Genomic DNA, 19,717 nt, shown 5'->3' on the forward strand with positions numbered 1-19,717 from the left:
TGCCCAGCCCGGATTCGTCCTGCAAGCACACGGGACTAATTTTCCAGCCGCCAGTCCCAGCCCAGGGGATCGCCGTCCATCACCTCGACCCCAGCGGCGAGGAGCTCATCGCGCAGTGCGTCGGAGGCTGCGAAATCCTTTGCGGCGCGCGCCTCCTTGCGGCGCGTGAGGGCAGCCTCGATCTCGACCTCGGTGACTGCCGCGACCTTTGGACGGATGCGCAGATCAGCGCGCGACAGCGCCAGGACTTCGAGGCCGAGCACTTTATCCATCGCCTCGAGCGCCGCGCGCTTCTGCCCGGCGTCGATTTTCTTCAATGCCGCCGCATCCTCGATCAAAGTCAGCGCGACCGGCGTGTTGAGATCATCTGACATCGCGGCATCGAAACGCGCGAGCAGGCCGGAGAGGCGGCGGTCGGTTACCGGCGCTCTTTCGACCTCGCGTACGCTTGCCGCCGCCATCACCAGCCGCTTCAGCCGCGTCAGCGCTGCGCCGAGTCCCTCCCATGAGAATTCCAGTTCGCTGCGATAATGCGCCTGCAGGCACATCAGGCGGTAGGCGAGAGGGTGGTAACCCTTGTCGATCAGCAGCTGAACGCGGAGGAATTCGCCGCTCGACTTCGACATCTTGCCGCTTCGGTCGACGAGAAAATTATTGTGCATCCACAGCCGCGCGCCGCTGTCGTTCGAGCAGCTGTGCGCCTGGTTCTGCGCGATCTCGTTCGGGTGATGGATCTCGCGGTGATCGATACCGCCGGTATGGATGTCGAAGGGAAAGCCGAGCAGCGCCTCGGACATGACCGAGCACTCGAGGTGCCAGCCTGGCGCGCCGCGGCCCCAGGGCGAATCCCACTCCATCTGACGCTTTTCGCCCGCGGGGGTCTTGCGCCAGATCGCAAAGTCCGCCGGGTGGCGCTTTCCATCGACAGGATCGATCCGGCTCTCACCCTCGTCGGTGCTGTGGCGCGCGAGGCGGCCATAGCCCGCAACGCTCGTGGTATCGAAATAAAGTCCGCTCTCAAGCTCGTAGCAATGTTTGTCCGCGATCGCTTTGGCGAACTCGATCATTGCGGGGACATAGTCGGTTGCGATCGACCAATGTGCAGGCTGGCGGATATTGAGTGCCTTCACGTCGGCCCAATAGGCTTCGGTATAGTGACGCGCGATGTCCCAGATCGACTGGGCGCGTTCGGCTGCCGCCTTTTCAAGCTTGTCTTCGCCTGCGTCGGCATCGTCGGTGAGATGGCCGACGTCGGTAATGTTGATGACGTGGGTGAGTTTGTAGCCCTTGAATGAAAGCGTGCGCCCCAGCGTGTCAGCAAAGACGTACGCTCGCATGTTTCCGATGTGCGGATAATTGTAGACCGTCGGCCCGCAGGAATAGACCCGCGCCTCGCCTGCATGGACGGGCTCAAAATCTTCCAGTTGGCGCGTCAGGCTGTTGAACAGCCGCAGCGGCGCGGGCGGAGGGGTCTCGGTCATCGCCGCGCCCATGCCTTGCGGCAGGGGCGTACGTCAACCGAAACCCCTATTCGGCTGGAGGCGTCCACAGATCATCGTTGCCCGCGCCGGTCACCGGGTCGTCGAGCAGCGGTTCGCCTGTCAGCGGGTCGATCGCGCGCATCGTGATCAGCGCCGTCGGAAGGCTGACGCTGTCGCTGCCGTCGTCATTGCTTTCCTCCTCGATGACGTCCTGCACCGGGAAGCCGCCATCTTCCGGGATGTCGATCGCAACGCAGGCGCCCGGGTTGGCGATTACGCAGCCATTGAAGGTCGACCGCGGGTCGAAATCCCCGGCAGTGGGCGTCCCGCCGCTGACGCTGAGCAGCGGAATGGTGTCGAGCCCGGTCACCTGGCCTTGCGGGCCCAGATGAACCCCGTTGATCACGAGCCGGGTCCCTGACGTCACGGGGTTCACGTTGAGCCCGCCCGCTCCGAACGTCAGGCCGCGGCGCTCGCCATAATCGGTTCCGGTGCCACTGTTCTGGACATAAAGGCCGCCCACGACGCGGGCGGTGATGCCGCCAGCGTACAGCGCGCCATCGTCGCTCGTCACGCCGTCATTTTGCGCCAATCGTTCCTCGATCGCGTCAGTAGTGGAGGCGGCGGCGGCATCTTCGATTGCGGCGAGGGTCGCGACGATCACATCGTCTGACTGGATGCGCAGCAAGCCGGCCGGTGTATCAATGCTAGCGCCCGACAAGCGGATCGAGCCTTCACCCAGGATCACTTCAAGTGCGTCGTCGGCAAGAATATTGAGCGCATTCTCATCGCCCATGCCGGTCAAGGAAACATCGCCGACCACCCGCGCCTTGCCCGGCGTGCTGATCGTGAGCGATCCGGTCGCGCCGAGGTTCGAAGCCGACCCGCCGGCGGTCATGGTGAAGTCTTCGATGACGACGTCGGGGGGCGCGCCAGAGCCCACCGATGCGATCGGGACAAGCAGGGCGCCCGGAGCCGAGGCGACAAAGCTGCTGCCGCCGCCGTCGAGGCCGGGTGCGAATATGGTGACGCCATTGCTGAACAGGCGCGTCATTTCGCTGCTGTCGATATGATAGCCGGCACGCGTGCCCGCGCCGCCAACGAAGGTGGTCGCACTCGGATCGGTGTTGCGCACATCGAGGAGCTGGGTGGTGCCGAGGGCTCCGATACGGCCGTTGGCGCCGATCGCTATATCGCCCGATCCGAGCGAAATCTGCTCTGCGACAATGGCATTGTTGACCGCGAGGAGGCCGCCGGCTTCGGCGACGAGCGTGTTCGCCGCGGTAACGGGACCGAGGGTCATGTCGCCCTGGGCCTCGAGATTCGCCCGGCCCGCGGTGAGGTCTGCAATGGCAAGGCTGCCCCCGCGCGCGCGAAGATCGGCTGTCCCGGCGACCGCGGCCGCCGCGACCGAAAGATTGCCGTTCGCATTGACGAAGGCATCGCCGGCGTCAGTCTCGAGCAGAGCAAAGTCGAGCGATCCCGGCGCTGAAATCTGGATGCTGTCGGCGCTCGCCGTGACGGGGCCCGCCGCGCTGAGACTCGCAATGTCGATGGCGCCCCCGGCGCTTGCGAGATCAGTCGCGCCCCCGCCGACGACGCGCGCGCCGGTCACTCCGTCGTTGCCGCTGAGCGACAGCGTGCCGCCCGCGCCCGAGACGGCCTGAAGCGTCTGGATCGTTGCGCCTGCCGCCATCGTGAGGTTGCGCGTGGCGGCGACCGCGCCGGTCTCGATCGTGTCTGCGGCATCGATGGCGAGATCGCGGCCAGCAGCGAGCGAGTTGACGAGATTGTCGGAAGGATCGGTCAAGATAGTGGTCGCGACCGAGCCCGCATCGATCGCAATGTCGCGCCCGGCAGCAACGGGCGCGGTGATGTTGACGGCCCCGGATGCGGCCACCACGACATCATCGGCGGCGCTCAGGCTGCCGAGCGTCGCGGCCGCGCTCTGTGCAAAGATGCTGCTGTCGCCTCCTGTCACGCCGAGCCCCAGCGTTCCGGCGCCGTTGACGTTGATGGCGGCAGCAGCGGTGAGGAAGATATCGTCACCCGCCGAGAGGCCGGTACCCGTGATCGAGCCTCCGGACGAATTGAGCTCGATATCGGCGCCATCGAGCGTCGAGACACCTTCGCCCATGCCGATGGCAAAGCCCGATCCCGATATATAGAAAAGCCCGAAACCGTCAGGCCCTTCGCCCGTCGCGTTCACATTGTTCGCGATGATGTTTCCGCCAGCGCGAACGTCGATATCATCGCCGGCGCTGAGGTCGGCGAGATTTGCGGTCGTGCCCGCGATCACCAGGGCATCCTCGCCCGCCACCGCGCCCGTCACAGTCACCGAACCGCCCGCATTTATCCCCAGCATGCCAGCCGCGCTGCTGTTCGCGAGAGTGACGTTCCCGCCGGCGTCGAGGTAGGCGTTCCCCGCCGCTATGGCGTCGGTGCTGGGATCCTCATAGCCGCCGAGCGCATTGACGCTTGCGTTGATCGCGCCGGGGGTGCTGAGCGCGATGTCCCCGCCCGCTGTATAGGCACCGCTGATTGCCCCGGTGGCCCTTCCATCGACAAAGCCGGCGACATTCGCCTCGGCGATGGCGATGGCTCCCGCTGTGGCCTGCGCATTGAGCGATGCGTCGCTCTCCACGCTCGTCACCGTGATGCTGGCACCGGTCAACTGGACCTCATCACCGGCGGTAATCGTCCCGCCGATAATTGCTCCGCCGTCGGCGGAGAGGCTGACCGCGCCCGCGTCGACGCTGGTGAAGGCGATCGACTGGCCGGTGGCCGTGAAATCGCCGCCTGCGGCGGCGTCGGATACCGCGATGGAGCCGCTCCCGCCTCCCGGTGCCGCAAGGACGATGTTGCTGCCAGCATCCATCGCCTGGGCGGCGATCGATGCGCCCGTCAGTAATGCATCGTTCGTCGCGCTGATCTCGCCGTCAAACAGGATCGCGCCGGCGGCCGTCACGACGACATTGCTGCCATCGCCTTCATTGTCGGCTCCGGTCCCATATGCAAAGGCCGCCCCGGCGTTGATCGCGCCGCCTGCCGACAGCCTTACGTCGTCGCCCGCGTCGAGTTCCGCGGCCGCGATGTCGCCCGGGGCATTGATCGTGACGTCATGACCCGCCACAATCGTGCCGGTCGCCGTCACGCCGCCCGAGGTGGCGGTCAGCAGAGCGTCGGTTCCCGCGGTCACCGCGACGAGCGAGAGGTCGCTGCCGGTAATGGAGGCTGCAAGGCCCGCCTCAAGCAGGCCTCCGCCGGTCACCGTCCCGCTCGCGGTCGCGGTCAGGTTGGAAAAGGCGCTCACATCGGCCGCATTGATCGTCGCACTCGGCGCCGACAAGGTCATGTTCGAAAGATCAGGGGCGCTCGACTGGATCTGGAGCACCGTGACCGGCGGGCTCGACCCCGACGCGGGGGTGGTTTCATAGACGATGCTGCGATCATCGGCGCCGGTACCCGTCGTCGCGGCGTTGCTGATCGTCATCGCGCCGGCCGAGGTCACGTCGAGATCGTCGCCCGCCGTGAGGTTGGCGAGGGTCGCGCTTGTCCCGGCGAGGATGAAAATATCTTCGCCCGCGGTTGCGCCGGTGATGCTCGTCGCGCCGCCCGAGCGGACGCCCAGCATGGTCGCCGCGCTGCTGTCGGTGAGCGTCGCATCGCCCTCCGCATCGACGAAGACATAGCCTTCGGAAGGGATGCCTATGCTGCTGACGTAGGTGCCCGCAGCGTCTGCCTCAACCACGGCGTCACCGCTCGCCCGGATATCGACATTGCCGCCCGCGCGATAGGTGCCGCTCACATTGCCATTGGCGAACAACCCGATGTTGCCAGCAATATTGCTGGAGGCGATCGCAAGATCGCCGCCGATCGTGAATGCCGTGAGCGACCCCGGGGTTTGAACCGTGCCCGTCAGGTTGATCGCCTGGCCCGTGAGGCTGATATCGCCCCCGGCCGTGATATCGCCGCCGGTAATGCCGCTACCTGCGACGCCATCGGCGAAAAGCGAGACCGTCGATCCCGCGTCGATCGCATTGAAGGTGACGGCCTGGCCGATGACCGAGACGTAGCCGCCCGCGCTCGAATTGCCGAGGTCGACTGTATCGGCCGCGACAATGTCGATGTCGCCGCCGGTGATGATGGAGTTGAGCCCCGTCGCGAAATTCTGGGCGCTGGCGAAGAAATCATTGTCGGCTTCGGCATGCTCGACGGTGGTGTCACCGAGGCTCGCTAGGACAATTTCGGCGCCGTGCAGGCGGCCGACCGCGATATCCCCTGCTGAAGCGTCCAGGCTGAGCGTACCGCCCGCATCCATGAGGCTGCCCGGCGCCGCGCTGATGCCGTTCCCAGCGGTCGCGGTCAGGTTGGAAAAGGCGCTCACATCGGCCGCGCTGATCGTCGCACTCGGCGCCGACAAGGTCATGTTCGAAAGATCAGGAGCGCTCGACTGGATCTGGAGCACCGTGACCGGCGGGCTCGATCCCGACGCGGGGGTGGTTTCATAGACGATGCTGCGATCATCGGCGCCGGTACCCGTCGTCGCGGCGTTGCTGATCGTCATCGCGCCGGCCGAGGTCACGTCGAGATCGTCGCCCGCCGTGAGGTTGGCGAGGGTCGCGCTTGTCCCGGCGAGGATGAAAATATCTTCGCCCGCGGTTGCGCCGGTGATGCTCGTCGCGCCGCCCGAGCGGACGCCCAGCATGGTCGCCGCGCTGCTGTCGGTGAGCGTCGCATCGCCCTCCGCATCGACGAAGACATAGCCTTCGGAAGGGATGCCTATGCTGCTGACGTAGGTGCCGGCAGCGTCCGCTTCCACCACGGCGTCACCGCTCGCCCGGATATCGACATTGCCGCCCGCGCGATAGGTGCCGCTCACATTGCCATTGGCGAACAACCCGATGTTGCCAGCAATATTGCTGGAGGCGATCGCAAGATCGCCGCCGATCGTGAATGCCGTGAGCGACCCCGGGGTTTGAACCGTGCCCGTCAGGTTGATCGCCTGGCCCGTGAGGCTGATATCGCCCCCGGCCGTGATATCGCCGCCGGTAATGCCGCTTCCTGCGGCGCCATCGGCGAAAAGCGAGACCGTCGATCCCGCGTCGATCGCATTGAAGGTGACGGCCTGGCCGATGACCGAGACGTAGCCGCCCGCGCTCGAATTGCCGAGGTCGACTGTATCGGCCGCGACAATGTCGATGTCGCCGCCGGTGATGATGGAGTTGAGCCCCGTCGCGAAATTCTGGGCGCTGGCGAAGAAATCATTGTCGGCTTCGGCATGCTCGACGGTGGTGCCATCGAGGCTCATCAGAAAAATGTCTGCGCCGTGCAGGCGATCGACCGCGATCGCCCCTGCCGTCGCGTTCAGACTGAGCGTGCCGCCCGCATCAATGAGGCTGCCCGGCGCCCCGCTGATGCCGTTCGTCGCGGTGGCCGTGATGCCGCCGCCGGCGCCGATCGTCGCCGCGGTACCCGTGCGATCATCATGGCGAATGTCGATCTGGTCTGCCGCGGTGATCGTCAAGTCGCCGCCAGCCGTCAATTGCCCATTGCCGCTGGCATAGACGCCAACCGAACTAGAGGTGGTGAACGTTGCTGCTCCTGCGCTTGAAACGCTCCCCCCACCCAGCGCGACGAAGATGCCGGCGGGCGCTGTATCGGTGTCGTTGCTGGTGGGTGCGGCGGCCCCCAGCGCTTCGGCCTCAAGATCCGCAACCGCAAGACTGCCGGCTGACCGCAATTCGATCCGTCCGGCCGCGTCCCCGCTCGCTTGAAGCGTCGCGGAACCAAGGTCGATCGTACCTGCCGGCGCTGCCTCGATGACGATCCGGCCGCCCGTCGTCCCGAGGACGCTGCCGTCAGCGCCGTTGGCATCGGTGCCGGTGCCGCCGATGCCCCCCGCACCAGAAATCCCGCCGGAGGTGATTGCGACGGGTAAGTCGGCCGACGTGATCGTGCCGCCGTCGGCGAGGAGGTGTATCGTCCCGCCATTCCCCGCGCCGCCCGTGCCGCCTTCGCCCCCGGTCGTCCCGGGACCATAGGCGTTGAAGGCGCCGCTTCCGCCGTTGCCGCCGGTGCCCGCGCTTGCAAAACTCACCGCGCTGCTTGAGTCATCACCGAGCACCACGGTTGCGCCGTCACTCGCGACGATTTCGAGGGTGCCGCCCGTGCCATCGCCCCCGTCGCCGCCGCGCGGGCCCGTCGCCGCGGCGCTGAAAAAGCTGCTCGCCGTTCCTCCGCTGCCGCCAATTCCGCCGCTCGAGAAATTCTCTTGCGTCACCCCGACTTCGGCCGCCGGGCCTTCGGCTCGAAGGCGCGCTGTGCCGCCCGTGCCGTCGCCGCCGTTTCCGCCCGCGCCGTCGTCGGCGAAGCCTCCGTTTCCGCCGAGGCCCTGGGCCATGATCGAGCCGGTGAAGATGCCTGCGTCGAAACCGATGCTGATCTCAGCCGTGCCGCCGAGGCCATCGCCCCCATTGCCGCCGACAAGGCCGAAGCCGCCATTGCCGCCAACCCCTTGGGCGGTGCTGACGAGGCTATCGCTGCTGTTGATCTCGGTTAAAAGGTCGATGCTCGCCGTGCCGCCTTGTCCGATGCCGCCTTGACCCCCAACGCCGGTGCCCGTGACGGGGCCTCCGCTGCCCGAGGCGAAGACATTGCCCCCCTGTCCGCCAAGGCCTGCCGCATCTGCGAGCAGCGACCCGGTGTCGAGCGTGCCTGCGGCAACGGTGATCGTGGCGGTTCCGCCCGTGCCGTCGCCCCCCGTCCCGCCGTCCCCGGCGAGACCGGTGAAGGAGAAGAAATCGCCGCCCTGCCCCCCGGTGCCGCTGGCATCGACAGTGAATGATCCTGTATTGACCGCGGCGGTACCATCGATGGTCACTGCCGCGCTGCCGCCGGTCCCAGCGCCGCCAGTGCCCGGCGGGGTCACCCCGGATCCGCTCGAGTCGTCGCCTTCGCCGCCATTACCGCCATCGCCGGCAGCAGCGATCTCGATATTGGAGGCGTCGAGGGTTCCCCCGAGGATGTTCAGCGCGGCGCTGCCGCCCGTTCCATCGCCAGCCTGGGTTCGCCCATCGGCCCCGGAACCTGTCGCATTGACCGCGAGCGTGTCGTTTGCGGTGAGGCTGCCGCCGTCTTCGACAGTGAGGGTAGCGCTGCCGCCGGTACCATTGCCACCGGCGAGCGCGGGCGCGTCGCTATCGGTCCGGTCGCTACCCGATCCCATCGACTCGACCGCGATACTGTCGGCGTCAAGCGTGGCGCCCGCGCCCGAGACAAGGATGGAAGCCGCGCCGCCGGTGCCACTGCCCCCGGGCCCGCCGACACCGGCGATCCCTGCGCCTTCTGAACGGACGATGATGTTGCCCGCGATCGCCGTGCCGCCGATCACCGAAAGGCTCGCCGAACCGCCGGTAACCGAGCCGTCGGCTTGCGGCCTGCCGCTGGCGATGATGTCGAGCGCGCCGAGCGCCTCAAATACCCCGCCGTTCACCGTCACGCTCGCGTTACCCGGTGCTGCCGCGGTCCCGCCCGACTGGATCGCGAGGTTGCCCGTTGCGCCCACGGTCCGTCCAGCGCCCACGGTTAGCGACGCACTCGCGTCGCCGATGAAGACGCCGCTGCCCTGGACGACGAGATTCCCAAGATGGGGGGGCGGAACACTGGCGCCGCCAGGCGGAGGCGTGACGAGCGGCTCGCCCGCGAACGCGCCGCTGGCGTGCGCGACAGTGTCGCTCAGAAAGAGGGTGTCGTTGACGGTGATGTTCGCGGCGGCCGCATTGACTGGCGTGTCGTCGATCTCGCCATTGACGATATTATAACCCGCCGACAGGCGCACTGCGCCGTCGGGATCGGTTTGCACCACCACGGCGTCCTGATACCCCACCTGGCCCGTCACCAGCATCGTGACGGCATCATTCTTGGGGATCGCGACCATATAGACGCGGCTCTGGTCGACATCACCTTGCTCATGCGCGGGTCCCGTGGTGACGCCGCTGTGGGTGATGACGTTGCCGCCTTCCGCGCCAACAAGCACATTGATGTCAAACAGGCCGTTGTTGATGCGGATATCGGCCTGCTCGGCGGCAACAAAGGCGGTGGACCCGTCGGTCGAAACGGTGCCGCTCTGAACGATACGCGGTGCGACCAGCGCGACATAGCTGCCCCCGGGATTTGCCGCGAAGAGAACGCTGCCAGGGTAGGCGCCGTTCACGTTCGCGCCCGAGGCGATCTCGATCGACGCGGTGCTGCCGGACGCTCCGCGGAAGCGGATTTCGCCGCCGGCACCGAATAGGCCGCCGGTGGTATCGATGTCGTTGCTGGTGAGGACGAGACTGCCGACGTTGAGCGCGGCGCCGCTGCCGATCAGGATCCCGCCCGCGCTATAAAACCAGATGCTCCCCCCTTGCGCATTGCCGCCGGTGGCGAAGGGCGAACCGATATAGCTGTTGACCGTGCCGTTGAGCGCGACCTGTCGGCCGATCGACCCTCCGCCAGCGTCGACGAAGCGATTGAGTACGGTGTATTGGCCTGTCCCGTAGAATTCGAGCGTATTGCCCGCCGGGAGGAAATCGATGGCGCCCCCGGTCGGCGCGCTGTCGGTCGGGGTCCAGTTGATGATCGTCTCCGGCCCCGACACCTGTACCTGGGTTGAGTTGGGTGGGGCGGTGGGTCCAAGCGGCTGAGGCGGAGCGATGGTGCCGCTTCCGCTCACGATCTGGCCGGTCCCCGCGACCTGCGCCCGTGCGGGGCCACCAAATGCGAGCGCGGCGAGACCTGCCGCGATCGCGCAGCTGCCCAGCAGGCGCCGTCGGCCTTGACGGACCGGCGAGAGAGTGGAGGTGGCGCGCATGGCAATTGTCCTCGATACGAAAGTCATGGGATCAGCGCGCCCGCACGCCGAACTGGGTCGTCAGCGTAACGAGCAGCCGGGGGTCGGGCCGCTTGGCGAGGAGGGCGGGGCGGTTGAGCGGAGCGGCGAAGGTGACCTCGAGCCGCCCGAGGTCGCCATAGGTGACGCGCACGCCGCCGCCTGCCGAATAGAGCTTCTGGGGATTGAATCCGTTGAAGGCGCTGTCCTTGTTCCACACAAAGGCCGCATCGAAAAAGGCGAAGGGCTGGACCGCGAACTCCCGGCTGTTCGCAGGGACCAGCGAACCGTAGCGTGCCTCGAGCGAGACCGCGGCGCCGCTGTCGCCGATGACCGTTCCGGGATCGAAGCCGCGCCCGATGGTGAAATTGCCGCCCGAAAACTCTTCATAGGAAAGGAGCGGGTCGCTCGCCCATTGCGCCCGGGGGGCGGCCGACAGGGTGAAATTCTTGACCGGCCGCCATTCGGCGGCAGCTGTCGCGCGCACCAAAAAGGCATCGGGCTTGCCCTCGATGCGCGAGAGCGGGATCCTGCCGGGCAGGAAGCAGGCTGCACCCGCAGGCCCGCAATCGTCGCTTGCGCCGAGGAAGTTGACGCCTTGGCGTGCTTCCAGTGATGCCCCGAAGGCCCAGCGGGGTTCTGAGGGATTATATCCGCCGCGCCCGGCGATCGACGCGGGGTCGATCCAGTTTGCATCGGCGCGCAGGTTGAAGACCCGCAGCCGGTCGCGGTTGAGCGGGGCGGAGCCAAGGCCGATATCCTGGTCGATGAAGTCGAGCCCACCGCCGATAGTCAGCCGATGCGCCTGCGTCAGCGTGAGAGGATAGGAGGCGAAAAGGCTGACGACCTGTGTCGTGGATTTGATCGCAAGACCCGGAAGATCGGGGCGCGTCCAGGCATAGGTATAGCTGCCTCCGAGCCGGAGTCCTTGCCCGCCGACGCGGAACTCGTGCGCGAGCTGGACCACCTGCTGCTCGTCGAAATCGGCGGTCGAATAAAGGCTGGCGGTCGTAAGGTCGCCCATGCCCGTCAGGCCTGCAAAGCGCACGCGGGCGATGCCGCCCCAGCGCCCGACGTCATGCGATCCGAAATTCTGAATGCTGGCGTCGAAGATCACGGGGGTGCGCACGACCGTGACCTCGCCGACGACTTCACCCGGCTCGCTGCCCGGACGCAGCGTCAGGCGCGCGTCAAGGCCGGGAATGTCGCGCGCGAGCAGCAAATAGCGCTCTGCATCCAGAATGTTGAAAACGGGCTGGTCGTCGAGCCGGGCGAGGTAGCGCTGGAGCAGCGCCTCATTTGCGCCCACGTCGCCGCGGACCTCGACGCGCGTCATGCGCGCGGCAAGGATGTCGAGGCGTACGACACCGTCATCGATCGTTTGCGGGGGGACGCGGACGGCGGCGAGATAGCCCCTCGAGCGCAATATCGTCGCGGCGCGATCGCGAATGTCGCACACGACCGCGATCGGCAGATCATGTCCCACGCGGTCTGTCCACGCGGCGTCGAGAAGGGCGGGGTCAATCCCTTCGACACTCGAAAACTGCACCTGCCGCACGTCGATGCGAACATTCGCAAACTGGGGGTCGGCGAGGGGGCAGGGCGCGCGCTCGATGCTGTCGTCGGCGGCAACAATTCGTTCGGGCGGGGGCACGGCGGGCGGGAGGGCGGGGCCCTGGATTTCCTCGCGCGTCGGAATCTGCGGGGTGAGCTGCGCCCACGCAGCACCGGGCAGCGCGGCGGCTATCAGCCCCGCGTAGCCGATCAGCCGGACGGGTGTCCCGCGTCGCGCGGCAGGCGCCGAATTCTCGATATTCCAAAGCCCCACGTCGCCCATGACCACCCCTTGCGTACCGGCAAGACTGCTCGGGCAGCCTTGCACTCATTCATTCGATGCCGCGGGAACCCCGCCGGCCCGAAGTGTTCGACCCAAGGAAAGGAAGGGCCGCTCGAACGGCGGCTTCTTTCCCTTGTTATCAGATGGATCGTGCCGATTCAACGGCAACCGATCGCGTCAGCCCCCGGCAGCGTCCGACTCCGACATGGCATCGACGAGCCGATCGAGCTGCGGCTGGCAGCCCTTGGCGACCAGCATTGTCGCCGCCCCGTCGGCGCTTTCGGGCATCGCCTCGAGCGGCGCGAAGCGGATCGATACCGGCGCGGGAAGCCCTGCGCCCGACAACCGGTAATCGACCCCATATTGCACCGGGATCGTCTCGGTGGGCCATTTGCGGAAGTTGGCACCTGCCACGAAGGCAACCGTTTCGCTCCGTTCGCCCTGCTCGATCTTGAGCAGTTCGTCGCTGCCCATATGCGGACGCCATAGCAGCAGCGTTGCTGGATCGGCGACGCAGAATGTGCCGCCTTCGCGATAGTCGAGGAGCCACAAATTGGGCGCGCGGATCTCGGCGAGCGGCGGGCTCGCCGCATCGCCGCGGGTGAAGCCCCCGCGTGCCCGGCCTTGAGGGCCTGACGCAAGCATGCGCGCAACGGTGGCGCCCGTCGACTGGCTTGCCTGGACCGTGCCGCCGGCATTGTAGCTTCCCGGGCCTGACAAGGTTCGCGTCTTCCCGCCCTGGATGAGGACGACGCGGTCTCCCGCGACGAGAGTGACCTTGTCGCTTGCCTTAAGCTTGGTGCCGGTTGGGTATTTGCTCGCCGAGGGGCCCGTCGAACGGACGACCATCGATTGGGCTGCGGCGGCTCCGGCGACGGCGACCGCCATCACTGCGGCGGCGGCCAATCCCAGGCGGCGCATCCGGGCGTCAGGACAGAACATAGCTTTCTCCTCTTTCGGTCTCTTTCAGACGTTCGATCAGAAACATGATGGCTGCATCGTGCGCATGTTCAGCCTCTACCGCTGTGGCGCAGGTCACATAGTTGCTTTTTTCTCCCGCCGCGTGCGCGGCGACCATCGCCGCAATCCGCGCGCGCTGCTCTTCTGTGAGGTCGGGGCGCGGGGTGAACACATCGACGGCGCGTGCGCGCCCGCGCAGCGTGACCCGGCCCATCGGTACCAGATCGGTGCGCCCCGACCGCTCGGCTGCCTCGGCGGAAATCAGCACGCCGGTTTTGAGGCTTTTGTTCGCGGATTCGAGGCGCGAGGCGGTGTTCATGCTGTCGCCGAGCGCGGTATACTGGATGCGGCCATCGCCGCCGAAATTGCCGACGATCGCGTCGCCGACATGCAGTCCGACGCGCGTCATGCCGAGCGGCGGGACCCCCTCGGCCATGTCAATGCGAAAGGCCTCCCCCGCCTCATACATGGCGAGCGCGGCCGCCGCGGCGCGTTCGCCATCATCGGGCCGGCTGAGCGGAGCTCCCCAGAAGGCGACGACAGCATCGCCCACGAACTTGTCGATCGTGCCGCCATGATCGAGGACGATGTCCGAGAGGCGATCGAGATACTCGTTGAGGAGCCGTGCCACGGTTTCCGGAGTCACCGCGTGGCTCAATTTGGTGAAGCCTTCAAGGTCGGTGAAGATGCAATAGATATTGCGCCGCTCGCCGTGCAGCGAAAGCTGTTCGGGGTCGCGCATGATCTGCGCGGCCACGTCGGCGGGAAGATATTTGCCAAGGGCTGACTGGGCGAAAGCGCGCTGACGCGACCCGATCGTGCGCGCGGCGGTACCGACTGCGGCATATCCGAAGAGCCAGCCGATCGCCCAGCCGAAAGCGGGAAGCGTCGTGGTGTCGACCCCGCGGCCCTGCATCCAGAACGGGAAAGCGACGAAGAAGATCATCTGGGCGAGAAAGGCGAGGGCGACCCAGCGCGCGCGCAGATCAATCAGGCTGGTTAGCCCGCCTGCGGCGACGACGAGCACCGCGATCACCCACAGCGCTGAACCCGGGATCGGGGTGAGCCAGGCCCGGTCGAGTTGCTGCGCCAGCATATGCGCGTGGACCTCGAGCCCGATCATTGTTTCATTGCGTCCGGTCACCGCGTCGGGAAAGCGGCTGAGCGGGGTGTTGAACCGGTCGACGTCGATGATGTCGCCGCCGATCAGCACGTAGCGCCCTTTGATCATCTTAGCGAAGCCTGCGCGCGTCTCCTCATCCATCGGAAGGGCGAAGGCATCGATCGGCAGGTTGGCGAACACGGGTTCTTCCTGTCCGGCCCCCGCGCGCGCGGGAAGAAGGAAGCGGATCGCGCCGCGATAATCGGCGTGCGCAGCGTCGACCGGCGCCAGCGCGTTTGCCATCAGCGGCGGCAGGCCCTCTGGCCGGGCCGGCCAGTTGCGGATGACACCGTCATCGTCGGTGTGAAACAGCACGCTCGTCGGCCGGGTCTTGGGGGTTGTCACCTCGGCGATGAAGGACTGCAGGAATTTCTGCTGTTCGTAGAAGATCGTATCAGGGTTGCTGGCCTGCTCGACATAGGCGAGCCAGGTTGGCGTCCGCATCGCGCGTAATTGTTCCTGCAGGAGCGCGTCGTCGGGCCGCGGCGAATCGAAGCCGATGTCGATGCCGATTGCCTTCGCCCCCATCAGGTCGATGTTGGCGAGCGCGCGCGCGAGAAGGGTTCGGTCGAGGGGCGAGCGGATGCCGGTGTTGAACAGGGTCTCGTCATTATAGGTGACCATGACGATGCGCTTGTCCTGTCCGACATGCGGCGCCATCACGGTCGCCCGGGCGTCATAGAGTGCGCGCTCGGCGTCGCGCGCGAGTGGAAGCTGCCAGCAGAGCCGCGCTATCAGAACGGCCAGACCGAGAAAGAGGATCGTCGCAGCGAGGCGCGAGGGGCCGAGCTGAGTAACCAGCCGCCGAACGCGCTTTGCCAGAGGAACGGCGGTTGGGCGATCCGCGGGCGATGCCGGGGCAGACGTGATCGCGATATCCTCCCCCCGCGCCATCGTTCAGCCGGCGTTCCCCGCCGCCTCCCCGCCTTGCCGCGCGGCGGCGGTCGCCCCTGGGGCCTGGAGCAGGGCCTGCCCGCCGTCGCCGATGATCGCAAAACCTGACCAATAATAGGGGTGCGAGGTTTGCTTGTCGTTCATGAGCATCGTCTGCGTGGCCCACAGTGCGTCAGCGACGCTTTCGCCCTTCGAGGCTGAGAACAAACCGCCGATCAGTCGCTTGGTCGCGTCGAAATCATCGGGTGCGGGCCAGTGGCTTGCAATCACCGAGCGGCCCCCGGCGCCGATGAAGGCGCGGACCAGCCCGTCGAGTGCATTTCCGCCGCCGCTCGACACGCCCGCCTCGCGCGTCGCTGCAACCGAGGCGGCGCCAGCGGTATCGCAAGCTGACAAGATCACGAGGTCGGCATCGAGCTTGAGATCGTAGATCTCCTGAAAGCTGAGCAGTCCGTCCGAATCGCCATCACCGAAAGACGTGACCAGCACAGGACGCGCGGGGCATGACGCGCGGGGCGCGGTGACCAGTCCGTGGGTTGCGAAATGGATGATCCGATACTGGTCAAGATCAGCGCGGGTCTTGATCGCCGTGTCGGTGAAGGCGCTGCCGGTCAGAAGAGCGGCCGCGTCGCGTCCCATCGCATTACGCGCGGTAACGAGTTCATCGGCCGAGATCGGCCGGCTCCACTGCGAAATATCCCATTGGCAGTCGCCGTCGATCCCGGAGGCTTCGCCTCCGCGCGTTCCACTCGAAGGCAGCGCGCCGGTGACGGGCTGATTCTGACCAAGGCCGAAATATTCGTTAGAGGCGCGCGAGGGCGCCGCCTGACGCGCGTTGCGGAACGCAAGCGCCGAGACCGACGTGCTCGGCCGTGCGGTTCGCCCGAGCCAGGCGATCTGCCGCATGTCGAACGGGTCGGCGTCGGGATCTGCAAGCCGCAGTTCATAATCGGCAAGTCCCTGGTCCGACGTGATAAGCAGATTGATGGGGAGCCGCAGCATCGCCCCATCGGGTTCGAATATCAGGTGCGAAACTGTCGGAAGCTGATCGGCAACGGGGCCGAACAATTGCGTGTAGAGCTCGCGCGCTGTCTTCGCATCGAAGGGATAGGTCACGCGGCGCCCGTTTTCGACGATCGAGATGGTCGAGCGAATCGCGTCAACTGCGCTTTCGAGCCCCGACGCGCTGACATCGGCGCGCCACAGCCTGGCATCGTCACGCCCGATCAACATGGCATAGACGGCGTCGCCAACGACGAGCATCTTCAGATAAGCTTCGTCGGCGCGCAGGACCTGCTGGAGGTCTTGAAGGTCGACCTTGCCCGGTTCAACGACGCGATACTGCGGAAAGGCCGAAAGCTGGGCGAGCGTTTCGGCCTGCTGAAAGCCCAGATTGTCGAGTCGCGTCCTGAGGTCGGCGCGCAGCGCGTCGATTTCGGGGGTCGCTGGGAGCTGCGCGAGCCGCGCATCCTCAATACGCGCACGCTCGATGTCGCGGTTGAGGTTGGTCACCTGCCGGAAGAGCCGTGCGCCCTCGCCATTGCCGCCCGAAAGCTCGCGCGCGAGCACCGCCTGCGTGTCAGCAACGCCTGGTCGAATCTGGAGCTGGCTCGCGACGAAGAAGTCGCCGATTGCCGCCGGATCGGTTTCGGCGCGTGCTGCGAGCAGCCGGTAATAGGGCGCCATCATGTTTGCCATGCCGGTGGTCGAGCGCCGCGAGTTTGCGAGCGCGGTCACCACCTCATCGTAAATGCCGAGCGCCTGCTCGTCCTGCCCGCGGCGCGCGAGGAACGCCGCATAGCGCGCGCGCGCCGAGGCAAGCGCATTGGTTTCGGGATATTCGATCGCGAGCGCTGCAACCGACTCGCGAAAGCGCGCGTCAGCCGCCCCATTGTCGCCGAGCGCCTCTTCGGTAAGGGCAAGCTCGCCAAGCATTTGCGAGCGCAGCCGGACAATCGACGTCACGCGCCCTTCGCGGACCGCGAGCGCATCGGTGAGCCCCTTGATCTGGGCCCTTTTCGCTGCCGCGGCGTTGCCGCGCAGCCGCTCGATCGTGCCGAGCAGATGCGTTGCCTGCGCGTCGATGATCATCGCCCGCTCGGCGGGGGTCAGTCGCTCGCGATCCGAGGTTTGCTGAAGCGCGCGCGCCGAGGCGCCGCCGTTGACCCCGGCGACGATTTCGGGGGTCAGCGTCACCGCGTCGTCTTCGACCCTTACGGCGCTCTCGAGCGGCGGGATGGGGGTTTGAAGAGCCGCCGCCGCGCCATCATAATCGCGCTGGTTGAGCGCGTGGATCGCCCGGAAATTTCGGCGAAGGCGCTGCTGCACCGGGTCGCCGGTCGGTATCGCCTCGACCTCGACGAACAGCCGTTCGGCCTCGGCAAATTCGCCGAGATTCGATTTCTGAAGCGCGCGGTTGAGTGTGAACTCGGTCGGATCGATCCCGGCAGACTGGTTTTCGCCTGGTGCGCGGCGGGACAGCGCCTCGAAAAATTCGGCAGCATCGGCGTAGTCGCCGCTGTGGTTGCGCCGATATCCCTCGGCGAGCGCCTTGTCGACGTCGATCGTGCCGGCGAGCGTGCGGGCAAAACCATCGCTGCCGCCAACCGAGGTGGTGGCAATCTTGATCACGCCCGGCACGACGGCCCGGCGGCGGATCGATTCGAGCGCGAGGTCGAGCGCGTCGCGATAGGCGGCAAAGCCTTCGGCGGCGTAACTCGTCGCGCCATCGGCCTCGATCCGCGTCTGCCAGGCAATGCTGCTGCCCTTGACCGTGCAGGCGCCTTCCCGATCACATTCGATCGTACCCGCACGCCCGCGCTCGACGCGCGCCATGGCCTCGGCGGGACTCGCGCGCAGCATGCGAACATAGCCGACTGGCTGGCTTGCATCGCGGCAAAGGACGATCCACGCGCGGTCGAACATCCCCTCGACCACGCTGTCGCGCACCGTCGCCTGCACCTCGCACAGCGAGCCTCCCTGGCTGCCGATCGCGAAGCTGTCACGCAGCGTGGGGTCATCGCCCTGCGCCTGCGCAGCACCGCTCGCGCCAAGCGCAAGGGCGGGCAGGATCACAGCAAAGCCAAATCGAGCGGTCATCGTCGCAGTCCCCCAAAGCCATACGCATTTCGACCCTGCAGCAGCGAGCGGCAAGGCGCGATTCTATCGTGGTGCGGTACGACCCATCCCGTTGATGCGAACCCTAACCCCTTTGTTCGAAAAAGGGAAGTGATCTGCCGCACAGTCTCCTTGCGTCGGGGAAGGACGCAACCTATCTGCACCCAGGATCAGATTTCATCAGAAGAGGACGAGATGAGCGCATTCGACGACCGCGGACGGGCCCAGGAAGCAAAGTTCGCTCGCGACCAGGACGTGCTGTTTCGCATCACCGCGCGGCGCAACCGCCTGCTCGGCGAATGGGCGGCCGCGCGCATGGGCCTGACGCCCGAGGAAACGGACGCTTATGCAAAGGCCGTGGTGCAGGCCGATTTCGAAGAGGCCGGCGACGAGGATGTGATCCGCAAGCTTGCAGGTGACCTGACTGCTGCCAATGTCGAAATCAGCGATGCTGAAATTCGCGCTGCGCTCAACGACATGACCGCCGAGGCGCGCCGCCAGTTCATCGACAGCGAGAATTGAGGGAGCAGGCCCGGTGGCGATGCGCGAAGAGGAACTGCGGGCGATGATCGCCGCCGCCTTTCCCGATGCGACGGTCACGATTACCGACCTTGCAGGCGACGGCGACCATTATGCCGCGCATGTTGTCAGCGCTGCCTTTCGCGGCATGACGCGCGTCGCCCAGCACAAGGCGGTCTATGCGGCGCTCGGCGGACGCATGGGCGGTGAACTTCACGCCTTGCAATTGACCACCGGCGTCCCTTCATAGGAAGCCCATGCTTTTGCGGCGCCCCTTTAAGAGCGCCCCACCGGAGACGACAGATGACTGACCCCGCCACGCACGACCGCATCGCCAAGCTGGTTGGCGACCATCCGGTGCTACTGTTCATGAAGGGCACGCCGCTCTTTCCCCAGTGCGGCTTTTCCTCGCGGGCCATCGCGATGCTCGACCGGCTCGGCATCGAATATGAGACGGTCGACGTGCTGCAGGACATGGAAATCCGGCAGGGGATCAAGGAATATTCCGATTGGCCGACAATCCCGCAGCTCTACGTCAAGGGCGAGTTTATCGGCGGCAGCGACATCATGATGGAGATGTGGGAGGCCGGCGAACTCCACACGCTGATGGACGGTATTCCCACGCGGGCCCAATAGAATGCCGCGCTGATTCGCCCCCAGCGCTCCTTACCGCTCGAGATCCGCAGGAATCGGCCCTACCGGGTCGCCGCCTCGGCCTCGCCTCGCGGCTGCAGTCCCCCCCGCGTGCGGCTGAATCATTGCCCGATGCGCGCGAAGTCTCCTAGAGTCGATTTCGGTTTGATTGAATCGACAGGGGATTCCCTAGGGGGTCGATTTCTGATTCAACCTGCTGGCTGAGCAGGAGGTCGGCATGG

9 protein-coding genes are annotated in these 19,717 nt (G+C 66.3%); 3 read left to right on the forward strand and 6 right to left on the reverse strand.

The window, feature by feature from the left end; genetic code table 11:
- Window positions 1-35: 35 nt before the first annotated feature.
- From cysS to B5X69_RS02790, 6 genes are all read right to left on the reverse strand, one after another.
- Window positions 36-1,481 (reverse strand): cysteine--tRNA ligase, encoded by a 1,446-nt coding sequence (cysS, locus tag B5X69_RS02765; protein WP_079637198.1) that lies wholly within the window; start codon window positions 1,479-1,481, stop codon window positions 36-38.
- Window positions 1,482-1,527: 46 nt separating this feature from the next.
- A complete protein-coding gene (locus B5X69_RS02770) occupies window positions 1,528-10,335 on the reverse strand; it encodes a beta strand repeat-containing protein (protein ID WP_079637149.1) in 8,808 nt (2,935 codons plus the stop codon).
- A 31-nt stretch (window positions 10,336-10,366) separates the two neighbouring features.
- Window positions 10,367-12,190, reverse strand: coding sequence for a ShlB/FhaC/HecB family hemolysin secretion/activation protein (locus B5X69_RS02775; RefSeq protein WP_079637150.1), 1,824 nt, complete (start codon window positions 12,188-12,190; stop codon window positions 10,367-10,369).
- Between the two features lie 177 nt (window positions 12,191-12,367).
- The gene (locus B5X69_RS02780) at window positions 12,368-13,132 is read right to left on the reverse strand and encodes a hypothetical protein (RefSeq protein ID WP_079637151.1); all 765 of its coding nucleotides are present in this window, start codon (window positions 13,130-13,132) and stop codon (window positions 12,368-12,370) included.
- Window positions 13,119-15,206 carry an adenylate/guanylate cyclase domain-containing protein gene (locus tag B5X69_RS02785; RefSeq protein WP_079637152.1) on the reverse strand — a complete coding sequence of 696 codons (2,088 nt, stop codon included), beginning with the start codon at window positions 15,204-15,206 and terminating at the stop codon, window positions 13,119-13,121. Before B5X69_RS02785 ends, B5X69_RS02780 begins: the two co-directional genes overlap by 14 nt.
- 3 nt (window positions 15,207-15,209) lie before the next feature.
- On the reverse strand, window positions 15,210-18,305 hold the full coding sequence (locus B5X69_RS02790; RefSeq protein WP_079637153.1) for a CHAT domain-containing protein: 3,096 nt from the start codon (window positions 18,303-18,305) through the stop codon (window positions 15,210-15,212).
- A 213-nt stretch (window positions 18,306-18,518) separates the two neighbouring features.
- Between B5X69_RS02790 and B5X69_RS02795 the strand changes: the two genes are divergently transcribed.
- Genes B5X69_RS02795 through grxD form a run of 3 tightly spaced genes read left to right on the forward strand, consistent with a single transcriptional unit; the run spans window position 18,519 to window position 19,478 of the window.
- A complete protein-coding gene (locus B5X69_RS02795; protein WP_079637154.1) occupies window positions 18,519-18,845 on the forward strand; it encodes a DUF1476 domain-containing protein in 327 nt (108 codons plus the stop codon).
- Window positions 18,846-18,864: 19 nt separating this feature from the next.
- Complete coding sequence (locus tag B5X69_RS02800) at window positions 18,865-19,092, forward strand: BolA/IbaG family iron-sulfur metabolism protein (protein ID WP_079637155.1); 228 nt, start codon at window positions 18,865-18,867, stop codon at window positions 19,090-19,092.
- Window positions 19,093-19,145: 53 nt separating this feature from the next.
- Window positions 19,146-19,478 (forward strand): Grx4 family monothiol glutaredoxin, encoded by a 333-nt coding sequence (grxD, locus tag B5X69_RS02805; protein WP_079637156.1) that lies wholly within the window; start codon window positions 19,146-19,148, stop codon window positions 19,476-19,478.
- The last annotated feature ends 239 nt before the right edge of the window (window positions 19,479-19,717 follow it).

Source organism: Sphingopyxis flava (genome assembly GCF_900168005.1).
GTDB lineage: Bacteria > Pseudomonadota > Alphaproteobacteria > Sphingomonadales > Sphingomonadaceae > Sphingopyxis > Sphingopyxis flava.